Source organism: Litorimonas taeanensis (assembly GCF_003634015.1).
In the GTDB taxonomy this organism is placed as follows: Bacteria; Pseudomonadota; Alphaproteobacteria; order Caulobacterales; family Maricaulaceae; genus Litorimonas; species Litorimonas taeanensis.
Genome location: NZ_RBII01000002.1, coordinates 161826 through 181717, shown reverse-complemented (window position 1 = coordinate 181717; position 19892 = coordinate 161826). Strand labels below are relative to the sequence as shown.

The following is a 19892-nucleotide window of genomic DNA, read 5'->3' as shown; positions in this document are numbered from 1 at the left end:
GCGGCTCCGTCACCTGTTTTTACAGTTCTCTAGTTAAGAACAAGGCCTTCATGGGGGCTATCGAGGACAAAAGCTGGGATATCAATGTCATAGCTCTCGCCATCTGTGGCTTCGACGCGATATGTACCGCGCATCATTCCTGATGGCGCCGTCAGAGGCGCACCACTTGTATATCGGAACACTTCGCCAGATTTGATAGTCGGTTGCTCGCCCACAACACCCGAGCCGCGTACTTCTTGGACTTGGCCTCGACTATCTGCGATTTGCCAAAACCGACCCGTTACTTGTAGGTCTTTCGTGCCTTGATTGTCGATTTCGACTGTATAGGCCCAAATAAAACGGGAGTCAGAAACAGAGGATTGTTCAGCTAGGAATTCAGGTTCGACACGAACAATGACATCCTTTGTACGTTGTTCAAACGAAATTGGCATTTCAATGTCATTAATGACGAAACCCTCTAAGTCAGGCATACCCCAGTCTCCCTCTCGTATCAAAAGCGCAAGGATTGCGTTTTCGACCCCTCTTGCAAGATATTGCGCCTAGAAATCCAGAGTCGCAAGTCTTTAGACCATATTAAGACATAAATTTGCAGTTCATTCTTGTGTGACGCGAAAGGCATGGTACGCCGTTTTTATGAATAAGGGCATTTTACCAGAGCAAGCTATTCGGGATTTAATCGATTCAGGGGTCATTCGGAATTCCGAAATAGATGACCTTTTCCCTGATGCCCAAGAACTGCCGCCGCTTGTTCAACCTGCCAGCTTGGACCTGCAATTAGGGGTTACGGCCTATCGTATGCGAGCAAGCTATCTACCCGGGGAAGGGGGCATTATCAAAGATACTTTGCAGGATTTATGCCTCCATTCATTCGATATTACTCACGGAGCGGTATTGGAAACTGGCTGTGTTTATCTTTTGCCTCTGGTTGAAGCGCTAGATTTACCCAAAAACCTAAGCGCAGCAGCCAACCCCAAAAGTTCTACAGGGCGATTGGACGTCTTTACCCGTGTGATTTGCGATGGAGCGACCCGATTTGATTCTGTGCCAGCTGGATATTCGGGCCCACTTTATGTCGAAGTTGCGCCGCGAACTTTTCCTATATTGGTCCGTCCAGGTGACCGACTTGTTCAGCTGCGTTTTCGTTCTGGTGAGGCGCAAATATTAAACACGCAAACTGTCAGCATTGACCTGCGCGGGATTGATGGGTCTGATATTATTGGATGGCGCGCCCGCCGACATTCGGGGATGGTGGATTTACGCGGTATCGGCGCTCATAAAGCCCGAGACTATTGGGAACCTTTGATGGCGCCCAATGAGCAACTTGTATTGGATCCGGAAGAATTCTATATTTTAGCCAGTCAAGAAGCTGTTTGTATTCCGCAAAACCGAGCCGCAGAAATGGCACCTATTGCGCCCGAGATTGGCGAGTTCCGCGCGCATTATGCAGGGTTCTTCGATCCGGGTTTTGGCCTAGAAGAAGCGGGCGGACAGGGTAGCCGTGCCGTCTTAGAGGTTCGCGGGCGGGACGTGCCATTTTTGCTCCGTCACGGGCAATCTGTTGCCAAGCTCGTTTTTGAACCACTCAGTGAAGATCCACAGGAATTATACGGTACAAAGGGCTCACATTACCAATCGCAAGGTTTGAGGCTATCAAAGCATTTTACACTTTAAAATAGCAAATCCTGTGATAAGAAAGGGCAAGATTAATCAGGGTCATTCTCTATGTTAAATAAAATAATGTTTGGGAGTTTGCTTCTAAGCTTCCTGTTAGGCGCTCCTCTTTCTTCTTCTTTCAATCAGGCCCATGCTGCGCCGCCCGCCGCGGAGCTTTTCGGGAAACTGCCTGATATTCATGACGCTGCTTTATCTCCAGATTCTTCGAAAATTGCTTATATAATGAATAAAGATGGCCGTACGGTTCTTGCCATGACAAATTTAAAAGAAAAAGAATCTAGCCCCAAAGCTATAGGCTTGGGCGAGGGGGTTAAGCCAGAATATGTGAAGTGGGTGAATGATCACCGGGTAATATTGTCTTTTTGGCAAAGCGAAGAATCCGGTGGTGTGCCATATCGAACAGGCTATCTCTATTCACTAGATACTAATTCTATGAAAGGGAGTATATTAGTAGATCCATCAAAAAGCGGCAGGCCTAGTACAGGAAGCCGTCTGGCAAAAAGCAGCGTCTTTCGTCAATTTAATAATATTGTTGTCGATTGGTTAGAGGATGACCCTGACCACATCCTAATGTCATATTCTGAAAATGATAATAACATTAAGCCCGATATTCGCCGTGTAAACGTGTCAACTGGCTCAGATACGGTTGTTCAACGCGGGATGCCAGATGTCCAGTATTGGTACACAGACCTCACAGGGGAGCCCCGAATTGGCCAAGGTCGAGCAGATGATTCAGACGCCAGTTGGGTTATGCGTATTCGGGATAGTAAAACCGGGGATTGGAATTCGGCTGACGATTACACTGGACTGGAGAGCGATACAGATATTCATGGTTTTACATCAAACCCAGACGAGCTCATAATTAGTAGCTATCAAGGCCAAGATACGATTGGGCTCTATGTCTATGATCTGTCAAAGAAATCAATCACGCGGACAATTTATCATAATAATACATATGATGCGACGGGTGTAATCTTATCGCATGATGGGGATAAAATTATCGGAGCAAAATTCACTGGAGACACACCGCAAACTGAAATGTTGGGTGACACAGTCACTATTATGCAAAATATTCGGGAGCAGTTTATTGGCTTCACAGTCGATCATATTGACCAATCACAGGACGGAAAAACAATATTATTTAAGGTGTCCAGTCCCTATGATCCTGGTGCCATCATGCTTTACGAAAGCAGTAACAAGAAATTTAAAAAATTAGCAGGCTTAAGACCTTCTCTAAAACCACAAGAATTGGGTGAAGTCGTTAGCATTAGTTATAGTGCCCGCGATAATCAAAAAATCCCGAGTTTTGTAACACTTCCACCTTCTATAACTGAAACATCTCAGTTCAAAAACCTTCCCTTCATTGTTTTACCTCACGGTGGTCCTTATGCGCGGGATGCAAAACGATTTGATTATTTTGCGCAGTTTTTTGCTACGCGAGGTTATGGGGTTTTACAAATGAACTTCAGAGGCTCTGAAGGTTATGGTAAATCTTTCGAACAGGCTGGGCGCGATAATTGGACCGTCATGCAAGATGATGTCGAAGATGGTACGAAATGGCTTATTGAAAAAGGCTATGCTGACCCAGACCGTATTTGTATAGCAGGGTGGTCATATGGCGGTTATGCGGCTTTGATGGGGGCTGCTAAACAACCAGACCTCTATACATGTGCTATTGCGATGGCCGCCCTCACAGACATAAAAGGGTTCATGCGGGAGCAAAAACAATATCGTTTTGGTCGCCAAACATCTCGTGCCTTTATTGGCAATGGCTTTAAAGACAAAGATGATATTAAAGCAAATTCCCCTGTAAAAATTGCAGAAGACATGACCGTGCCTTTATTTTTGGCGCACGGTAAATACGACCAACAAGTCGATTTCAATCAGTTTAGACGTATGAAAAGTGCGCTGAGAAAAAGTGATGCAAATGTGACTTATATGGAATTTGAGAAAGAAGATCATTATCTTTCAAATGAGGAAAACCGGAAAGCCTTTTTCAAAGGGCTAGACAAATTCCTTGAGCGTAATCTGGGTAAGAGCGAATTCGCGAAATAAGGGTTGTTCCCTTCCCATGACAAATAAAATCAAACGGGCCGGTACTTGCCGCCCGTTTTTTTTATATGAAATACAGACGCCAATATTTCATTGGTGAGTGTTGTTTCAGCCTGTCCTTTTGCTTGAATATATCCATTCTTCATAACAACAATTTCATCAGAAAATTGCTGGATTAAGGCAAGGTCATGGAGCGCAGCAATGACAGTTTTACCTGTTAGTGCTTCCTGCTCAAGCAATTCTAATATTGTAAGTTGATAATAGGGATCTAGCGCTGCGGCAGGTTCATCTACCAATAAGATGGGGGCGTCTACGGCCAAGGCGCGTGCAAGCAAAACACGAGCCTGCTGCCCGCCAGAGAGCTTTCCATAGGCTTTATCTCTCAAAGCGGTTAGATCCGTTTTCTCTATGGCCATCTCTATGCTATTTTTGTCATGAGAGGTTAAATTGCCAAAAGGTTTGCGATAGGGGGCGCGGCCCAAAGCAACAATGTCCGAGACTGTCATAAGAGGGTGGGCTATACGTGTTTGCGATAAATAGGCGATCTGCTGAGCGTGAGGCGTCACGTTTGAGAGACCTTTTATAGTTCCGCCTGTTGGCGTTTTCAGACCGGCAAGAACTTTTAATAAAGTCGATTTTCCCGATCCATTTGGACCTATTAACGCGTAAAACTTTTCTCTTTCAAATTGGACGGAGACATCGTTTAAGACATCCGTTTTGCCGTAAGCGGCATTTAAATTCTCAGCATATAGCGTCATGGCTGAGCCCTCATGGCCAGATATAAAAAGAAAGGTACACCGATGAGCGCCGTAACAACGCCGAGATAAAGCGGCGTGCCCGGCCCGCTAGTCACACGGATAGCAGTATCCGTTAAAAGTAAGAATAACCCTCCAGCGAGAGCAGAGAATGGAATAAGTCTTGCCGGGTTAGGGCCAATTAAAAACCGCATAATATGAGGGATAAATAAGCCAACAAAACCAATTGCTCCGGCTACTGCGACGCCGCTGCCCACACAAAGCGCTGTACCTGTGATAATGAGGGCCTGAGTAAACCGTAAATTCACGCCAAGACTCTTAGCCGTTTCTTCTCCTAGGCTGAGGCTTTTTAAATACGCCCCAGTGAAGGTTAAACACAGTAAACCCAAAAGCGTAAATCCCGCGCAAATCCATACTTGGTCCATATGGGCCTTATCCAATGACCCCATCATCCAATATACAATTTCGGACAGGGCCCAAGGGTTAGGGGCAAGGTTCATTAATAAGCCCGTTAGCGCTGTTGCGAGGGCCCCAATCCCAATACCTGCGAGAATTAATTGCCCTGAGCTTTCTCCTGCGTGGCCCTTGGCCAATGTCATAGTAAATATCAAACCTGCTCCAATTAAAGCGCCTAAAATGGCAGCGGGCGTTATCCATAATCGCTGTCCAAAATATAGCGCGCAAACAGCCCCTAATGCCGCGCAGGCCGAAAACCCCAATAGGCCAGGCGCAGCTAAATCATTGCGTGTGTAGCCCTGCAAGGCGGCTCCAGAGCCGCCGAGCCCCGCGCCAATGCAAAGGGCAAGTAAAAGGCGAGGGAGACGAACCTCAGTAATGATAGTCTGAGTAAGGGGGTCCCCTTGTCCCATGACCGCCAACCAAACAGCCCGCGGAGATAAGGCTGTAGACCCTAAAAATAAAGCGCCATATATCAATATGGCTGTGCCGATGATAAGGCCGAAAAAGAGGAATAGGTTACGCATCGTGCAAGCTCTGCCACTTTATTATTGCGTCTTGTAATTGCTCGGCGGCGTCAAGCAATCCCGGCCCAGCGCATGGCCAAAAAGACCCGTCTATATCTATGATGGTTTTATTGGCCAAATAGTCCCTAATCACAGGGTTAGTTATATCACTGCGGGAGTGATAATTGCCGCCTGAAAAACTCGTCAAAATAATATCGGGTTCATAAGATAAAACGGTTTCAATATTTGGCGTATGCCAACCCGATTGGGGATTAATATTTTCGCCGCCTGCTGCTGTTATAACGCTATCAATAAAGGTCTGCGGGCCTGCGCTCCCGCCCGCGCGTGACAGGTATAAAATTTTGGGTTTGGCCAGATGTTTTGGAATGGAACTTGTTTTCGTCAATAAGGTTTTAAGCCTATCTTCCCATAACAATAGACGGTCTTTTGAATATGATAAAGCAGACAAGATTTCGCGGGCATTTTTCGAAACGCTGTTGAAGTCTTCTCCCCAAGATAACTCTATTTGATGTGGCAACGTGATTTTAAGGCCATGACTTTCGCCGGCCCCTAAAAGGATAAGCGAATCCCGCCAACCCAAAAGTGTTTCAGGCGTAGCTTTGACTTGGGGTAAGGCTTTATGTTCAGGCGAGGCACGTGAAAGAGCGGAGCGGGATTGCCATGATAAAGCCGCAATGGTGTCAGGCAAAAAGACTTGCAGATAATTATCTCCGCAAAGCGATGTGCTCACCGTTTTAACCGGTGCCTTGACAGCTATCGTTGCTCTTGGCTCTTGGCAGGCCGTCAATAAAAAAAGGCTTGTCGTAACACAGCTTGGCAAAATGATTCTATTTAAGCTCCGAAAAAGCATATGTGCTTATGGACAGAAAGACAGACGAGGCCAACCGTAAACACGGCAAAGAATAGAATCATTTAAACCCTAGGGCGGGGAAAGTCATTCCATCAAAACCCACACGACAATCAGGCGCGCCCATACCTTTTCTCATCGCTTTAAAGGCTATCAGGTATGACCAGCGAGTGTCTGCACCAGCGCACAATGACAACGAAGAGCCTACGAAGTTAAATCTTTGTGAAATGGCGCACCTAGCACGATTCGAACGTGCGACCTCTGCCTTCGGAGGGCGTTTGATATTGTGAATAAATGATAATAAAAACAATGGTTTAAATTGCATGGTCTTGTATTTTGCCCAGATTTTGCCCAGTTTGATTTGAAAACCAACCATATTCTTCCACTTGCTGGGCAAGGTCATCAGTGGCGAGGTGTGCGTAATTAAGAACCATTTTAAGCGATGTCCAACCGCCACGCCCCATTAAGGCAATTGGGTCTTTATCTATTGCATACTGCCAGCTGGCCCAGCTGTGACGAAGGCTGTGAATTCCGATATTAGGTAATTCATGTGCTTTGCATATACGTGAAAGTTTCCGGGCGGGTCCATAAAACCTACCATTGGGTGCTTCACTCCAAGGTTGGCCGTCTTGACGTTTCCAGACAAAGCCAATGCCTCTCTCTGGCAGCGCAGCTCGGGTGCGTGGGCAGAGATCGATAGAGCGTGGGTGATTTCCTTTGGTTCGCCAAAGTGTGACGCGTTCGCCTTTCGGGGAGACATCTTTCCAATCAAGACGAAAGACTTCATTTGTGCGCGCCCCTGTGCCCACTACGAAGGTAATCAACGGCGCCATATCACCCGCAACATCGATTAGATTTTCTATTACAGAGGGGGGTTGCCAATCTATACGAGTTTTCTTGACTGGGAGGCGCTTCATTCGAACAGCTGGAATCATTTTTTCGTCCGCCGCATGATTCAAGATTACAGACACCAAGCCCATGAAGTGCCTATTAATTGTTGCATTTGATTGTGTGGGAAACGAAACTCGAGCTTCGCGTTTAATCCGGCCGACCGTTAAATCATTGAGGGAGATCTGGGCGAGTTGGGTTAATATTTTTTCGAAATAATAAAAGGCAGTTGTATCGCCGCCGCTTAGGACCCATGCCTCTGCCGCATCGGCAAAGGTGTGATTTTTGCTGTTGTCTTTGAAGCCATAGATCTGGGCGAAGATTTCGCGTTCCCACGCTTTACGGATTTGTTCCGCCTCTGCTCGGCTGCGAGTGCGAGCGCTCTTGTCAACGGTGACTCCGTGGAGAGTGCCACGGATCCGCCAAATTCCGGAAGGTCGTTGGTCGAGTTTAAGCATTGGGATTCGGCTTTAAGGAGTGATTCTAGATGTGGCAAGTCTTTGATCAAGACGTTACGCGGGCCATTGCCCAATCGAATGGCAAGGTTATGCTTGTCCAGAAACGGCCTTAACCGGCGGATATTGAGGCCGTAAGCCTTCGCGACGGCGTGATCTGATATGGCGCGGGGTTGCGTCATTCGTCTTCTTGTTTGGCCTTATCTAGCCAATACTGGGCTGTGTGAATGACGTCGGCGTCAAAATCGCGGTCAGGGTGCAAAACCCACGTAAGAAAGCTTTCATCCATTTGGGCCCATTTTTTACCTCTGTGATCCTTTGTGAAGTTCACTTTAGGCAAGAGGGCTGGGGCGGATGATATTCTCAGGGCTTCTGGTATGCTAACATAATTCAAGAAGATATTTAAAAGCTGAGTGGTAATATAGGCATCTGGCCAAGCGCGGTGCAGCCTGTTTTTCTGCAAAAACGATTCCCAGAATTCAGGCAGGTTTTTGAACACCCCTAGAAAGTAAAATAAACTAGAATTGCTGTGGCTAGGTGCATCTGGGAAAAGATGCAAAGCCAGTTTGTAAGTGCAAATCCATCGTGGTTTGACACCTTTTTCAGCCAAGCTAGCCTCTAAAAAACTGGCTTCGAATGTTGAGTTGTGCGCGGCGAATATAGGGCGAGGGTGCATTTTATAAGTGAAGTCAGTTAAGACATCGCTCAAGTCAAGGGCTTCGCTTAGGTGCCAATCGGTGAGATGATGGATGGCTGATGTTTCAGCTGGCACGCTTTGATTGGGCCTTACAAGCGCGGAAAATTTTACCCAACTCGTTTGTTCATCCGGGCCTTCTACTCCGAATGAAGGTTGCGGGTTTATCCACTTTTGTGAACCGATTTCTATGATTTCATCGGTTTTAGGATCTGTACCTGTTGTTTCAATGTCGGTGACATAAATTTCATTAGTCATAAGGTGGCCTCTATTAATTGTTTCAAACGGTTTCGGAGGTCCGGCCGTCTGCGAAGGCGTCTCCAGTCAATGTGAATAGTCGTGGGCGTCTCGTCATTTTTTAGAAAAGGTAGGGGGACAGCCCAATCTGAGAGATTGGCACCGCCGTGCCAGGCGGCCGCAATGGCTTGGTCTATTTTCTGAGCATAGTGGCTTGGATTAAAATCAAAGACTGTTTCTTCGATAAGATCCCGTAAGTTATCGGCGGGTTTTGCGCGGCGACTGGGTCTTTTAAAACCTTCTTTAGCGGCTATGATTTGCATAGGGCTAGGCCGATGTTCTCCGACTTTATCCTTGAGCATTTGGGTTGTCAGAATGCTAGGTCGCAGTGATGCAGGCGCTTCATTATATCCAGCAATATTCAATCGAGCATTTAAACTTAAGGAAATGCATATCCAATTGTTTGGGTCGGTGTTTAATTTATTATTATCTAGGCAGCGTAAAACACAGCCAGCAGGGATAGGGCCGTTTTCTTGTTCCCATAAATATCTGTGCTTAGGCATAATGCGGGTTGGGGCACCCGTATAAGGGTTAGTTTGCGCAACCTTTATTAAGATGTAGCCGTTTTTAGAACATATGCGTTCATACCCTAAGGGCTTGGAATTCGCAGGTTGGTGCCCGGCTTTGAACTGAGCCCGAAGGGTATTAGGGTGCAGTGTGACTTTCTTTTTGCCTTTATTGGGCGGGATGGTCCCTTTTTTAAAGCGACCGTCACTGGCTGCTCTCCATTTACGTCTCGTGCATAGAGATTTTATGTCGTCCTGACGAACATCTGTTCTTTTAAAGGTCTCTACGAATAATTCGAAAATTGCGTTTCGGGGCATAGAGGCATGACTTTTAATCCATGCCAGTTCTTCTTCACTGTAAGATATCCAGCCTCTATGTGCGTTTTGTCGGCGCAACCAACCCTTTCGTGTATAGATAGATTGCAAATTCTTTACATCAATATCAGTTCTGCCAAATTTCGCATGTAAGGATTTCAATGTCTGGGCGCGAGGATTCTTTCGGTGTGTTTTGATCCAATTGAGTTCGGCCGGCGTCAGAACAATTTTGGGTCGTGGAGTTCTGGTTACCCATCCTTCTCGCGTGCAAAGCGATTTTATATTATGAATAGATACGTCCTCTCTCCCGAATTTTTGGACAAAATCGGCATGCATATCTTTACGGGGGCGACGCGAATTGGATTTAATCCATTCGCGTTCCGCAGCACTATATAAAATCCGACGGGGTTTCATTAGTCAGCTTTTGGGCGCGTGTTTTCAGACAAGCGGGGTGCTGTGTCTTCAGATTTCGTCAAGCCCGTTAAGTCATGTCTAAATTTATCTCCGTGAGACGCAATGATCTTCGCGGCCTCAAGTTGGAGCTTCATCCCGTTTGTTATTTGGCTGCCTATGTTCGTCATGGCTTCCGCGCGATCAATTTCAGCTTCCAGTGCTTCGCCCGTAAGCTCATCGTCATTAAGCTTTTCAATTTGCATGAACAGATGATCGTTGAGATCTGCTAGAGTGTTTTTTTTGGGCATGGTGTTCCTTTATTGGTGTTCTCTAAAATGGGATGTCGTCATCAAGGTCGAAATCGGTTTCAGCCTTGGTATCGGCGGATTGTGTGCGCGAGGCTTGGCGGGATGAGCCGTCATTGCCGCTTCGGCTGTCCAGCATCTTAATAATGCCGCTGTAACCCTGCAGTACGACTTCAGTTGTATATTTGTCATTCCCGTCGCGATCCGTCCATTTTCGGGTCTGCAGTTTGCCCTCGATGTAAAGCTTGGCCCCTTTTTTGATATAGCGTTCGACCACACCGACCAGCCCGTCATTGAAGACGGCAATATTGTGCCATTCGGTTTTTTCTTGGCGCTCGCCTTGTTTGTTTTTCCAATGTTCAGAGGTCGCAATCGAAAAATTGGCGACTTTCCCGCCATTGGAAAAGCTTCTGATTTCAGGGTCCTTACCGACATGGCCGATAAGGATAACTTTATTCACGCTAGCTGCCATGGTTAGGGCCTTTCTGATGTTTGGTGGCTTCTGCTGCGACTTTGGGAATAAGGTTGCAGTGGGATTCCCAGCTGCGGATAATGTCGGCTTCGACGGTTACGCCGCGCGCGCTGCAATGGCTGCGGTGAAAGTTGTAAGCGGTTAATAAGACCCCTGGCACAACGGTTTCAGGCTTGGTTTCTGTGCGGTTCGATAGGAACATTCTCAATCGGATTGAGAGGTGATCTCTTAGGCGTTTTGTATCGGTCAGCCAGTTTTCGAAATTGGTAAAATCAACCATTACACACCTGCCTTAAAATGGGCGTCGCGGGATTTTAGGGTTATGGCCAAGAGGGCTGCTTTATCGGCGCACCATTTTTCTGTGCCATAATCTGGGCGTTCCAAGAGGTCTTTCCAGTGATCGGCGAGTCGTTTGGCTTGTGCACGCTGCGGCCAAAACCCAGTGCTGAAACCGCATTGTTTGACCCGGTCATGATGCGGGACATCATAGACCATGACATCAACCAAAAAACGGCGCGTTCCGTTTTTGCCCAGGAGCAAGGGCGCGCGGGCATAGTTTCGCGGATCCCGTGGTTTTGTTGTCTGGTCGGGGGGCGCTTTGTCGATAACTTTATCGATAACAGGGCTCATCGGGCACCCCCTTTATGGCTGCCTAACCCAGATTTTGAGACCGCTTCGACACGGGCTGCTACGGCTTCGCGTGCGGCGCGGGCATCGGCCTCCATGGCGTCTCGGGCCTTGTCTTTTTTCAGCCGCGCTTGTGATTTTCGCCGGGCTTTTTTGGCTTCGGGCAGTGATGGCAGAGGAATGTCAGAGCCGTCCTCACCTTCGGTGGCCTCTAGATAGATTTGATCTAAGGCGGCTTGTTCTTCGCGCAAGGCACGTTCAATTTGGCGCAGGCGGACAACCCGTTTGACGGTGGGTACATCAAAGCCGAAAATTTTAACCTCGGTGTAGATTTCTTTTCGGTCCCATTGCCGATCTTTGATTTCGGCGTTTATATTTTCAACGCGGCCGATAAAATTGCAGAGCGCCGCCGCGACAAATTTGGATTTAATTGTTGCGCCGTCTGTTCCGCCTTTGCCGCGTGCAACATCCAGCAGAATTTTGTCTGACTCGGAGGCTTCGCCGGCTTTCTCGCGGTCAAAGGCCTCGGCAATTTTGGCATGTTCATCATCGTCATAGGACAGCGACGTGGTTTTCGGTTGCCCCGCGACATCGGCGGCCTTGACATTGGCGGGGCTCAGGCCTTGCGCGCGTAAGTCTTCGGCGCGGGCCAATGCCTCGGACACGCTCTCATCGGGCAGTAATTCAAATATAGAGCCATCTGATAATGTTATTTTTGGCGTGACGCGCGGTCGTTTCGGCGGGCTCATAACGGGCCTCCGATGCGGATAGGATTACCAGAGGGGCGCGGAGAGCTGATGGCCGGCCCCTCTGGCTTTACCCCTGCGCTTTTTACATCGGGGCGCGCAGGGAATGGGAATGGGGCGTACATTAGTCTTGCCCCAATTGAGCAAGGGCCGTATCGCGGGCCGCTGTTATTTTTTGCATCTCGGCTTCGTTTCCCCCTTTGTCGGGGTGATGTATTTTAGCCAAGTTTTTATAGGCGCTGAAGATCTCTGCGCGGGTAGCGTCCTGCCCAAGCTTTAGAATGGTTTGCCAATCTTCATAATCAGCAGGAGGGGGCAGCGCTTTAAAGCCTGCAAAACTGGTTTTCACAATGTGCAGGCCGCCGTGGCGGAGCTCGGTCCGGCGGGCCTCGATAATGTGGTGAATAGCTTGGAGGTTGTCTTGCACTTTGCTGTAGCGGTCGACAGGAATTACGCGCGGTTCCCCCGCCCAATCAAAATAAACGGCAACGCCGCTATCAGGCGGGTTATCAACGCCGAGCGTGACGTCAGAACTTATCACTAAGTTTGTGACCGCTTTGCCGCTGTCATTGCCAAATTTCTGCAGGCTGTCTTTTACGTTATTCAGCGCGCCTTTTAGCTGCGTTCTGAATTGAGACGTCGCCTTGCGCGGGCCTTGGCGCGGATGACCCTGCGGCCATTGAAGAGGATAAGCGTTAATAGGGCGGGACATTAGGGACACTCACCATTTGTTCTGACAGGGTGTGTTTGATGGCGGCAAAGGATTGTGGTTTTTAGGCCGATGTCGCGAATACAGTCCCGCAATTGGGTTTTATTCCAGAGTCGGTTTTCAAGGAGTGCGCTTTCGATGAGAGAGGTCAGCCGATTAGCCGCCGCGATTAAGTCTTCTGCTGAAGCTGTTTCGCGGGCTGTGAAGCGTGGTGCGCTATAGTCTGGTAAGCCGAGGCGAATAGGCGGCGTCGGTGCCAGTGAATGTGATCGCGGTGTGTCAGGGGTTTGCATGAGTCAGCTCCGTAATTTGGAGCGACAAATAGGGAATTATAATTCCCGTGTCAATTCAATTATGGGAATAATTTCTAAAAACGGGAATTATTATACCTTCTCTTTCAGTATGTAGTCCTTTCCGATTACAGATTAAACGTGTAAGAGGAGTTATGGCTGAAGAAAAAATTGTTTACGTGGAAAGACGTAATAAGAGTGGCTGCGGGGTTACTTTCGTCGTTGTCATCTTGATTGTTATTGCATTCCTGATTGGGTCGAGTGTCTTGGAGTCCATGACAGGGGTGGGGGGAAGTAAAGTTTCAGATTATAGTGATGCCGACGTTATTGAGACCTGCGTCATGGGCGCGAATTTGGTGAATAAGGAGGCGGGTTATGAAATATCTGAAGCGATGCTTGGCGGGGAAAAAAAGACCCCGAATATTTATCATTGCCCGCTTAAGCTTTTGACCGGCGAGCGCATCGTCGTAATCGTTGAGCGGACCTGCCAAGAAAAATTCGCGAGCCGATGTTACCGGCGCATTAATCTCGATTAGCGATAAATTGTGCCGTGAACGCGGCCGGCCCATGTAATTTCTATGTTTTCCATTAAGGGGGCATTCGCGCTGTGTAAATTAAACAGGCCTTTGCGGCTGCCGCGTTTTAGCCGTTTTACAAGTATTTGTCCGTCCGCGGTATGAATGACGCAGCGACGGCCCAAGCAATTTTCCAGCTCAAACGGGGCATGAGGACTGTAAACCAAAATATCGCCATCATCCATTTCGGGGTACATTGAATCGCCTTTAATGAGGAGGGCTGCGGCGTTTTCTGGGACATTAAAGGGGGCAATAATTGAGTCTTCATAATCCCCCTTGGCATAATCATTGATGGGGTGAATCTCGGCGCCTGCCCCGACATAGCCCATGATCGGGATTTGGTTTGGTTGTGGGGTCGGCGCAGCCATGTAAGGTGCAGAGTCAAATTCTTCGTCCGCGCTGGCCATCTCTAAGGCTTCATGTGGGCTGTGCGTGTTATATGTATAATCATGCGTGTCGTAAGGCGAAAAGAGCTCACGTGAACGCATGCGTTTTATATAGTTTTGAACCGTTCCGCGCGGCGCGTATGCAGCAAGCCATTCAAACGATCCGTCGTAAAATGCCTCATCCAGAAGGTCCGCGTCATGTAACAGCCGCGCTTTCTGATCTTTATCAGAGGTATTCTTGGCTATTTCACGATATTTTTCCGCGTCGATACATCGTTCCAGGTAATTCTCGTCGTAAATATTTTCTTTTGCCGCGGTTAGATAGCCAAGCGGAACACCAAGTGAGCGCTCTATTCTCGCGAGGATATCTGCGCTGGGTATAAGGATGTGGCCAGATAAAATGCGCTTAACATAGCTTTCTGAAAGGTCGGTGTGTGCTGATAACTTGCGGCCAGAGATGCCTTTTAGTCGCATAAGCGTTCGTAGCCGGCTGCGTAAAATTGCGCTTCTGTCTTGTTTGTCTACCATATCACGGCCTTATACGGAAACAATTATCCCCGCACGGGAATAATAATACTTGACGGGAATAATTATTCCCACTATTTCCAGCCTCATGACAATTCGTGAAACTATTCTGAATCAAGCGCAGGATTATTGCAAGGCGCATGACGTAAGCGCGCGGGCTTTTTGCTTGGGGGCTGGGGTTGATAAGCGCGTGTTGTTCAAGCTTGAAAGGGGTGAAAACGTGTCTCTTGGGACGCTTGAGCTGATTGAAGCTTATTTGAAACGTTTGGGTCATGAGGGCAAGTTAGCGTCTGATAATGACCCCGTCATGGGGAAAGCGCGGGTGAATATCCCCATGCCTTTGGATGGGGCCTTAACAGGGCCTCTGGCCGCCTCTATCCCTGAGAGTGGAGGCGAGGCTTAATGCGCGCGTTTTCTTCATCCACTTATCGCGGATTAAAAACAGCGACCAAGGCTTTGTTAAATAGTTTTGGTCCGCTGAAATGCGCCGCGCCGCATTCGCGAATTGAAAGCTTGTCATGCTTGCAGCGATTTTCATCGCAGCATAGCGATGATACGGCGCGGTTCATGCCAGTTGATGTTGCCCTCGATTTAATGGCGGCATCAGACAATACGGCGCTTTTGACTTATATGGCAGACCAGTTGGGGTATGATTTGATTGCCCAGCCCGAAGTTCGTGGCTGTGTTTTAAGCCAAACGGCGGATCAAATCGCCGAGGGCGGTGCAGTCATTGCCAAACTGGCGCGCACGATCGCTGATGGCAAGGTGACCGCCGATGAGGTTTCGGATTTAAAGCTGATGACCCAGCTGGACCTTGTGATTAACGGGGCTGCGCTTTTGAAAGCACATTTTCGCGCGATTGCCGATACATCCCAGCAGGCGGGCGATAGATGAGCGGGGAGTATAAAACCCTGTCCGCGATTGATAAGGCGCGCCTTATTGCACGTATTGATCTGCGAAGCGTGATTGGCCGTTCCGTAAAATTAAAGCGTGAAGATGCCAAAAAAGATGTGGGATTGTCACCCTTTTCTGCCGAGCGCTCCCCTTCGTTTAAAGTGTGGTGCGATCATTATCATTGTTTTTCAACGAGTAGTCACGGTGATATTTTTACCTGGCTTATGACGCAAAAGGGTCTGTCCTTTCCGCAGGCGATTAAAGAAGCGCAAGTTCTGGCAGGCCTTGAAATTGGCGAGGCGAGCCCTGCTCAAATCAAGGCGATTGACCGCGATATTCAGCAGCGCGATGAAGATGAGGCGGCATATCGTGCGCGGTTGATTGAATATGCGCAAAAGATAATTTCTGAATCGCGACCTGCGACCGGCACGATTGTCGAGACCTATTTATATGGCCGCGATATCCGCGTTGATGTGTTAGGCGGATTACCGAAAGCGCTGGGTTATCACCCCAGCCTTAAAAACCGCTCCGGCGAAGTCTTTCGGGCCATGACCCATCCCGTTTATAAAAACGGCGTAGTCACGGGCGCACATGTGACCTTTTTAAAGGCGGACGGGTCTGGAAAAATCGACGCCACAAAGCGCGGCCCAAAAGGCAAGCGCGCCGCCAAACAAATGTATGGCGATTGTTTTGGCGGGGCTGCGCCGCTTTGGGGTGCGTTAAACCCGTCCGCGCCTTCGCAATCGCCGCAAACGTTAAATATTGGCGAAGGATTGGAATCGGTCATGGCCGCGCGGCAGCTTGATATTTTGAGCGGCCATACAGCGCAACATGGCGCCTATTGGGCGGGGCTTTCGCTCGGCAATGTGACGGGCGCACAGGCGCGGGATAAATATAACCGCCCTCTATTTACACAGATTGTTACCCGAAACGGTGTCCCCGTGCCAAAGCTTGGTTTGCCGCGCGGCGTGCCAAAACCTGATCTTAATCGCCCTGGGTTTGTACCACCTGACCATTGGAATGGCAGCGTCAGAATTATCGCTGAAGACGATTTAAAGGATGACCTGAAGAATAAAATACCCGGCACGCAGCGCGCGCAAGAGGCCTTTCACCTCGCCTCTGCCAAATTCAATGCGCAGGCAGGGGTGCGCGGCGTTTGGATCGCTTGGCCGCCGGCTGGCTGTGATGCCAATGACGCCCTGCAGAGAAAGGTCGCGGCCGATAATGCCGATAGTTTGGCCAATTTAGAGGCCTTTATTTCAACATCTTCGGGGGACGTATGAGTACCGTTTTATTAAAATCTGGAAACTGGAGCCGATTGACGGCGGCAGGGCTTCGCGCCTTGGCCGATAAATTAGAACCAAAATGCGCGCCAATTGCCGTCGAAATTAGCGACGCGGTTTTGGCGGATTTAGAGGCCATCAACGATCTGGGCCGCGTTGTCGGGGTGAGAGACGGATGGACCGGCCATAGCACCGAGATGACTGGCGAATGCGGCACCTTTATTGTGTCGACGACGATGTTAAGTCGTCTGAAATCCATAGGCGTGATTGGGCAGGATTGTAATATTACTGAGTTTGGCCATGCGCGCCTTCGCGCGGGGGAAGTGGGGGTGTTTCGCCAACCTCAAAAAGATGCGCTATTGGATGTGCGGGCGTGACGGATTTCATCTTTCCTAAAAGCCCGCCAGATTTCAAACTTATGGACCGTGAAATATTGGAAAATTACGCGGCCAATGTCGATTTTCTATTTCGAGAGCAGCAAAGTGATTTCACGGAAAAGGGTTTTGACCTGTTTGTGTTGTGTAAGGCTGTTGAGGACGCGCATCCGCTATTAAAGCGGGCGGGTTTTGGCCCTCTGGCGGGTCGTATTCTGGCGGCGCTCTGTGAAGGTTCGAAAACAAAACGCCAACTTTATGAGGCGATGTATTGGGATAATCATGAACCGCCCTTGGATAAAATTGTTGATGTCTATATTTGTAAGGTAAGGCGTGTTCTTGCGGCAATGGGCTGTCCAATTGTTACGCTTTGGGGGGTTGGTTATGATCTTCCAGAGCGAAAAAAGCTCTTAAATATTGCGGAAGTCTATCGTCGAGACCGTATTTTACCTGACATAAATTTAGACACTATTCAGGACCGTTATCTGCATCATAGTAAAACCGCTGATGTGGATTCATGTGCCATTCGGGCGGATATCTTAGCAGGTTTTCCTGTCAAAGACGCGGCCGAACGTCATCATGTGAGCTATCATACCGCCATAAGAGTTGCCGATGGGCTGCGCGCAAAGGGGCTGATATGAATGGGCCTTTGCCAAAGAGCGTGCATAATCGCCACAGGCGTGCGCTGATAAAGGCGCATTATACCATCGCGGATGGTTATCGGTTACTAGCGGAATTAGAAGGGCTTTCCCTTGCCATTCATATTTGTCCGGTTTGCCACGGCCCGGACATTTCCACGTCGCAACATTATTTTTTATGCGGGGTGAAGACTCCACCGCAGCCTTTGAAAGGCCAGCCGCCAGCCCTGTGCGGTGCGCAAGGTGATGTTGTCCAGCTCGTGGCTTTAGCGCGTAATATTAGCTTGGAGGATGCCATGGATATTCTTGAGTCGAAAATGAAGGGAGAGCCTTTATGTCAACATATTTAACGGTCACGGATTTGAGACAGGCAAATATAAAACGCCAAAAATATTGGCAAGCCAAAGCGGAAACGTCTTGGAATATTGCTAAGCTTTATGGCGCTTTGTTGAATGAGGCGGGAGAAGCGGCTGGCGCGCGGAAAAAATTGGACCGGCTGGATGATGGCATTGCCGATTTAGGGGCCCATTTAGGTTTAAGCCATGAATCATTAATGCTCGATTTAGGGTATGAAATTGCGGACGCCATTATCTATTTAGATATTTTAGCGGAAAAACTGGGAATGCGGGCGGAGTTTTTTGAAAGCTACGAGCATAATTTTCCAGAAGTATCATCCTTTCTGGGCGGCGAAGATATCACGGTCGAGCTGGGGATTTGGTTAGGCATTTTGGGTGAGAAGATCCGCCATTTACGGCGCGAGGACTCTATCATGCCCCATGCGATTCCGCCCTTATCGCCGCAAACGCAAAAATCCCTTCGACGTTGCCAAAAATATTTGATGATCATGGCGCAATATTACGGCGTGAATTTATCAGATGCGATTGTCTGGAAATTTAATGCGGTATCAGAGCGATATGGATTTCCAGTCTGGCTCGGCGATATGCCGAAGAACGCGGCGGCGGTGTAGTCAATGACGTGGTCATCCGCTGACATTTTGGGACAATTGCGGGGATGTGAAGGCTTTGCTGAGCAGGTTGTTGAGCTTATTCAGGATTTACCTGTTTTAATTAAAACCTATCCTGAAGGCATTGACCCCCAGGCCTTGGTGGATTTTTATGGCTGGTCGCCTAAACCGTCCCGCACGCTTTTGGGTTATTTGAGGCTGCAGAACCTGTCGCCCTTTCATTGCCGTGTCCTCCGCCGAGGAGAAACCCCTTTTTTATGGACCACTAATTGTAAGTGGCCGCCCTTTGCTAAGTTGAATATCAAAGAGGTCTGGGCGCTTAGCCTATTGCATGATTGGGATGATCTCTCTGAGTTGACTATTTTTGATATTCGGCTGCGTTTATCCGAGGCCATGGGGCTGAGTGTGGATGGGGCAGCCTATGTTTTGGCATGTTTGAAAGGATCAAAGAAAGCCATTGCGCTGTCAGATTCCATGTCAGATTCTATGTCAGATTCAAAGACTGTATCTTCTCTTCGTTTGTTACGTTCTTTAGAGACCATCAATCCCTGCTCTCGACTTCGCGCGGCTGAAAAGCAAAAGACTTATCGGCGCAATGTGGCGGAGGCTTTAAGCCGTGCAGCCGAGACACGTATGCCATCCTCTGAAGAGGGTGAGGCGGGGCTGACGGCCGCTGACCTGCGCTATCAAAGTCTATTGGAAGACTCGGTACGTGATCAGGCAAGGCTAATTCTTGAGTATCCTGAAGGTTTGACTTTAACTGCCTTGGCCGATCATTTCAAAATTAGCCGCTCTTTCTCTCGGCGGGTTGCAAATGGCCTTGTGGAGAGAGGTGATTGGCGAGCTTTGCCAGTAGAGCGCGGCCGAACGCAGAGGTTTTGGCCTGCGAGGACATCTGAAAAAACCCCTGAGGCCTTGCCGGCTTTGCTTCGCAGTGAAGCTTTAATTCTGCGAATGCTGCATCGCCATGATGGCCCTGCATCCCGCTCTTATATCTCTGGGGTTTTGCAATTTTCATTCGCGACTGTGCGCCTTGGTTTGCAGGGTTTGATTGATGCGGGCGCAATTATTGAGCGCGATTCTGGCCAGATGGGGCGCCGTTACACATTAAGGCGAGGCCCTGATGCCTTGAACGCCGATATTAAAGCCCAGTGTGAAGCCTGGGAAAAACAGATGGAGCTGATATGAAATCTGATGGGAAGATGCAGGCTTTGTGGTCTCAAATAAACGGGCGCTATATCGGTA

General features: G+C 48.6%; 26 protein-coding genes. 11 read left to right on the top strand and 15 right to left on the bottom strand.

The genetic code is table 11. The features are described 5' to 3' along the window. Positions 1-29: 29 nt before the first annotated feature. Complete coding sequence (gene apaG, locus DES40_RS08765; protein ID WP_233345542.1) at positions 30-470, bottom strand: Co2+/Mg2+ efflux protein ApaG; 441 nt, start codon at positions 468-470, stop codon at positions 30-32. 163 nt (positions 471-633) lie between these two features. Here apaG and DES40_RS08760 point away from each other — a divergent pair, with 163 nt between their 5' ends. Beyond that, a complete protein-coding gene (locus tag DES40_RS08760; protein ID WP_121100900.1) occupies positions 634-1671 on the top strand; it encodes a 2'-deoxycytidine 5'-triphosphate deaminase in 1038 nt (345 codons plus the stop codon). 51 nt (positions 1672-1722) lie between these two features. After that, complete coding sequence (locus DES40_RS08755) at positions 1723-3729, top strand: alpha/beta hydrolase family protein (protein ID WP_121100897.1); 2007 nt, start codon at positions 1723-1725, stop codon at positions 3727-3729. 29 nt (positions 3730-3758) lie between these two features. Here DES40_RS08755 and DES40_RS08750 read toward each other — a convergent pair whose 3' ends face one another. The 13 genes from DES40_RS08750 to DES40_RS08685 all read right to left on the bottom strand — a co-directional run bounded on the left by DES40_RS08750 (position 3759) and on the right by DES40_RS08685 (position 13011). Further along, positions 3759-4484, bottom strand: coding sequence for an ABC transporter ATP-binding protein (locus DES40_RS08750; protein WP_121100894.1), 726 nt, complete (start codon positions 4482-4484; stop codon positions 3759-3761). Beyond that, positions 4481-5464 carry a FecCD family ABC transporter permease gene (locus tag DES40_RS08745; RefSeq protein ID WP_121100891.1) on the bottom strand — a complete coding sequence of 328 codons (984 nt, stop codon included), beginning with the start codon at positions 5462-5464 and terminating at the stop codon, positions 4481-4483. Before DES40_RS08745 ends, DES40_RS08750 begins: the two co-directional genes overlap by 4 nt. Then, complete coding sequence (locus DES40_RS08740; protein WP_147405880.1) at positions 5457-6194, bottom strand: ABC transporter substrate-binding protein; 738 nt, start codon at positions 6192-6194, stop codon at positions 5457-5459. Before DES40_RS08740 ends, DES40_RS08745 begins: the two co-directional genes overlap by 8 nt. 431 nt (positions 6195-6625) lie before the next feature. Next, on the bottom strand, positions 6626-7657 hold the full coding sequence (locus tag DES40_RS08730) for a tyrosine-type recombinase/integrase (protein WP_121100882.1): 1032 nt from the start codon (positions 7655-7657) through the stop codon (positions 6626-6628). Positions 7658-7832: 175 nt separating this feature from the next. Then, positions 7833-8606 (bottom strand): 3'-5' exonuclease, encoded by a 774-nt coding sequence (locus tag DES40_RS08725; protein ID WP_121100879.1) that lies wholly within the window; start codon positions 8604-8606, stop codon positions 7833-7835. Then, positions 8603-9880: an HNH endonuclease signature motif containing protein gene (locus tag DES40_RS08720; protein ID WP_121100876.1), complete on the bottom strand. Its 1278-nt coding sequence runs from the start codon at positions 9878-9880 to the stop codon at positions 8603-8605. The genes DES40_RS08725 and DES40_RS08720 overlap by 4 nt, the downstream gene beginning before the upstream one ends. Beyond that, positions 9880-10167 carry a hypothetical protein gene (locus tag DES40_RS08715; RefSeq protein WP_121100874.1) on the bottom strand — a complete coding sequence of 96 codons (288 nt, stop codon included), beginning with the start codon at positions 10165-10167 and terminating at the stop codon, positions 9880-9882. The genes DES40_RS08720 and DES40_RS08715 overlap by 1 nt, the downstream gene beginning before the upstream one ends. A 22-nt stretch (positions 10168-10189) precedes the next feature. Beyond that, positions 10190-10636, bottom strand: coding sequence for a single-stranded DNA-binding protein (gene ssb / locus DES40_RS08710; RefSeq protein ID WP_121100871.1), 447 nt, complete (start codon positions 10634-10636; stop codon positions 10190-10192). Beyond that, positions 10626-10916, bottom strand: a complete 291-nt coding sequence (locus DES40_RS08705; RefSeq protein WP_121100868.1) for a hypothetical protein — start codon at positions 10914-10916, stop codon at positions 10626-10628. The genes ssb and DES40_RS08705 overlap by 11 nt, the downstream gene beginning before the upstream one ends. Next, positions 10916-11266 (bottom strand): hypothetical protein, encoded by a 351-nt coding sequence (locus tag DES40_RS08700; RefSeq protein ID WP_121100865.1) that lies wholly within the window; start codon positions 11264-11266, stop codon positions 10916-10918. The genes DES40_RS08705 and DES40_RS08700 overlap by 1 nt, the downstream gene beginning before the upstream one ends. Further along, a complete protein-coding gene (locus DES40_RS08695; RefSeq protein WP_121100862.1) occupies positions 11263-12012 on the bottom strand; it encodes a GapR family DNA-binding domain-containing protein in 750 nt (249 codons plus the stop codon). Before DES40_RS08695 ends, DES40_RS08700 begins: the two co-directional genes overlap by 4 nt. A gap of 121 nt (positions 12013-12133) precedes the next feature. After that, a complete protein-coding gene (locus DES40_RS08690; RefSeq protein WP_121100859.1) occupies positions 12134-12721 on the bottom strand; it encodes a J domain-containing protein in 588 nt (195 codons plus the stop codon). Further along, positions 12721-13011: a hypothetical protein gene (locus tag DES40_RS08685; protein WP_121100856.1), complete on the bottom strand. Its 291-nt coding sequence runs from the start codon at positions 13009-13011 to the stop codon at positions 12721-12723. Before DES40_RS08685 ends, DES40_RS08690 begins: the two co-directional genes overlap by 1 nt. 152 nt (positions 13012-13163) lie before the next feature. Here DES40_RS08685 and DES40_RS08680 point away from each other — a divergent pair, with 152 nt between their 5' ends. Beyond that, positions 13164-13544, top strand: coding sequence for a hypothetical protein (locus DES40_RS08680; protein WP_121100853.1), 381 nt, complete (start codon positions 13164-13166; stop codon positions 13542-13544). On the opposite strand, the gene DES40_RS08675 is transcribed toward DES40_RS08680, so the two are convergent. Beyond that, entirely contained in the window at positions 13541-14497 is a 957-nt protein-coding gene (locus DES40_RS08675; RefSeq protein WP_121100850.1) for an XRE family transcriptional regulator, read from the bottom strand. The two genes, DES40_RS08680 and DES40_RS08675, sit on opposite strands and share 4 nt — an antisense overlap. Positions 14498-14582: 85 nt before the next feature. On the opposite strand from DES40_RS08675, the gene DES40_RS08670 reads away from it, so the two are divergent. From DES40_RS08670 to DES40_RS08635, 8 genes are read left to right on the top strand one after another with little or no spacing between them, the layout of a single operon-like run. Continuing rightward, complete coding sequence (locus DES40_RS08670) at positions 14583-14897, top strand: hypothetical protein (protein WP_121100847.1); 315 nt, start codon at positions 14583-14585, stop codon at positions 14895-14897. Continuing rightward, positions 14897-15388 carry a phage regulatory CII family protein gene (locus DES40_RS08665; RefSeq protein ID WP_121100844.1) on the top strand — a complete coding sequence of 164 codons (492 nt, stop codon included), beginning with the start codon at positions 14897-14899 and terminating at the stop codon, positions 15386-15388. Before DES40_RS08670 ends, DES40_RS08665 begins: the two co-directional genes overlap by 1 nt. Continuing rightward, positions 15385-16671 (top strand): DUF7146 domain-containing protein, encoded by a 1287-nt coding sequence (locus DES40_RS08660; RefSeq protein WP_121100841.1) that lies wholly within the window; start codon positions 15385-15387, stop codon positions 16669-16671. Before DES40_RS08665 ends, DES40_RS08660 begins: the two co-directional genes overlap by 4 nt. Beyond that, entirely contained in the window at positions 16668-17048 is a 381-nt protein-coding gene (locus DES40_RS08655) for a hypothetical protein (protein WP_121100838.1), read from the top strand. The genes DES40_RS08660 and DES40_RS08655 overlap by 4 nt, the downstream gene beginning before the upstream one ends. Further along, positions 17045-17686, top strand: a complete 642-nt coding sequence (locus tag DES40_RS08650; protein ID WP_121100835.1) for a helix-turn-helix domain-containing protein — start codon at positions 17045-17047, stop codon at positions 17684-17686. Before DES40_RS08655 ends, DES40_RS08650 begins: the two co-directional genes overlap by 4 nt. Then, positions 17683-18033: a hypothetical protein gene (locus DES40_RS08645; RefSeq protein WP_121100832.1), complete on the top strand. Its 351-nt coding sequence runs from the start codon at positions 17683-17685 to the stop codon at positions 18031-18033. The genes DES40_RS08650 and DES40_RS08645 overlap by 4 nt, the downstream gene beginning before the upstream one ends. After that, a complete protein-coding gene (locus DES40_RS08640) occupies positions 18018-18650 on the top strand; it encodes a MazG-like family protein (protein ID WP_121100828.1) in 633 nt (210 codons plus the stop codon). The genes DES40_RS08645 and DES40_RS08640 overlap by 16 nt, the downstream gene beginning before the upstream one ends. 3 nt (positions 18651-18653) lie before the next feature. Next, positions 18654-19835, top strand: a complete 1182-nt coding sequence (locus DES40_RS08635; RefSeq protein ID WP_121100826.1) for a hypothetical protein — start codon at positions 18654-18656, stop codon at positions 19833-19835. Positions 19836-19892 lie beyond the last annotated feature (57 nt).

Bases quoted from the DNA above. Each gene is read 5' to 3' on its own strand.
- ssb (WP_121100871.1), bottom strand. From the start codon at position 10,636: ATGGCAGCTAGCGTGAATAAAGTTATCCTTATCGGCCATGTCGGTAAG.
- DES40_RS08670 (WP_121100847.1), top strand. From the start codon at position 14,583: ATGACAATTCGTGAAACTATTCTGAATCAAGCGCAGGATTATTGCAAG.
- DES40_RS08690 (WP_121100859.1), bottom strand. From the start codon at position 12,721: ATGTCCCGCCCTATTAACGCTTATCCTCTTCAATGGCCGCAGGGTCAT.
- DES40_RS08745 (WP_121100891.1), bottom strand. From the start codon at position 5,464: ATGCGTAACCTATTCCTCTTTTTCGGCCTTATCATCGGCACAGCCATA.
- DES40_RS08750 (WP_121100894.1), bottom strand. From the start codon at position 4,484: ATGACGCTATATGCTGAGAATTTAAATGCCGCTTACGGCAAAACGGAT.
- DES40_RS08645 (WP_121100832.1), top strand. From the start codon at position 17,683: ATGAATGGGCCTTTGCCAAAGAGCGTGCATAATCGCCACAGGCGTGCG.
- DES40_RS08665 (WP_121100844.1), top strand. From the start codon at position 14,897: ATGCGCGCGTTTTCTTCATCCACTTATCGCGGATTAAAAACAGCGACC.
- DES40_RS08635 (WP_121100826.1), top strand. From the start codon at position 18,654: ATGACGTGGTCATCCGCTGACATTTTGGGACAATTGCGGGGATGTGAA.
- DES40_RS08695 (WP_121100862.1), bottom strand. From the start codon at position 12,012: ATGAGCCCGCCGAAACGACCGCGCGTCACGCCAAAAATAACATTATCA.
- DES40_RS08730 (WP_121100882.1), bottom strand. From the start codon at position 7,657: ATGCTTAAACTCGACCAACGACCTTCCGGAATTTGGCGGATCCGTGGC.
- apaG (WP_233345542.1), bottom strand. From the start codon at position 470: ATGCCTGACTTAGAGGGTTTCGTCATTAATGACATTGAAATGCCAATT.
- DES40_RS08700 (WP_121100865.1), bottom strand. From the start codon at position 11,266: ATGAGCCCTGTTATCGATAAAGTTATCGACAAAGCGCCCCCCGACCAG.
- DES40_RS08660 (WP_121100841.1), top strand. From the start codon at position 15,385: ATGAGCGGGGAGTATAAAACCCTGTCCGCGATTGATAAGGCGCGCCTT.
- DES40_RS08755 (WP_121100897.1), top strand. From the start codon at position 1,723: ATGTTAAATAAAATAATGTTTGGGAGTTTGCTTCTAAGCTTCCTGTTA.
- DES40_RS08685 (WP_121100856.1), bottom strand. From the start codon at position 13,011: ATGCAAACCCCTGACACACCGCGATCACATTCACTGGCACCGACGCCG.
- DES40_RS08760 (WP_121100900.1), top strand. From the start codon at position 634: ATGAATAAGGGCATTTTACCAGAGCAAGCTATTCGGGATTTAATCGAT.
- DES40_RS08675 (WP_121100850.1), bottom strand. From the start codon at position 14,497: ATGGTAGACAAACAAGACAGAAGCGCAATTTTACGCAGCCGGCTACGA.
- DES40_RS08655 (WP_121100838.1), top strand. From the start codon at position 16,668: ATGAGTACCGTTTTATTAAAATCTGGAAACTGGAGCCGATTGACGGCG.
- DES40_RS08705 (WP_121100868.1), bottom strand. From the start codon at position 10,916: ATGGTTGATTTTACCAATTTCGAAAACTGGCTGACCGATACAAAACGC.
- DES40_RS08640 (WP_121100828.1), top strand. From the start codon at position 18,018: ATGTCAACATATTTAACGGTCACGGATTTGAGACAGGCAAATATAAAA.
- DES40_RS08715 (WP_121100874.1), bottom strand. From the start codon at position 10,167: ATGCCCAAAAAAAACACTCTAGCAGATCTCAACGATCATCTGTTCATG.
- DES40_RS08725 (WP_121100879.1), bottom strand. From the start codon at position 8,606: ATGACTAATGAAATTTATGTCACCGACATTGAAACAACAGGTACAGAT.
- DES40_RS08680 (WP_121100853.1), top strand. From the start codon at position 13,164: ATGGCTGAAGAAAAAATTGTTTACGTGGAAAGACGTAATAAGAGTGGC.
- DES40_RS08720 (WP_121100876.1), bottom strand. From the start codon at position 9,880: ATGAAACCCCGTCGGATTTTATATAGTGCTGCGGAACGCGAATGGATT.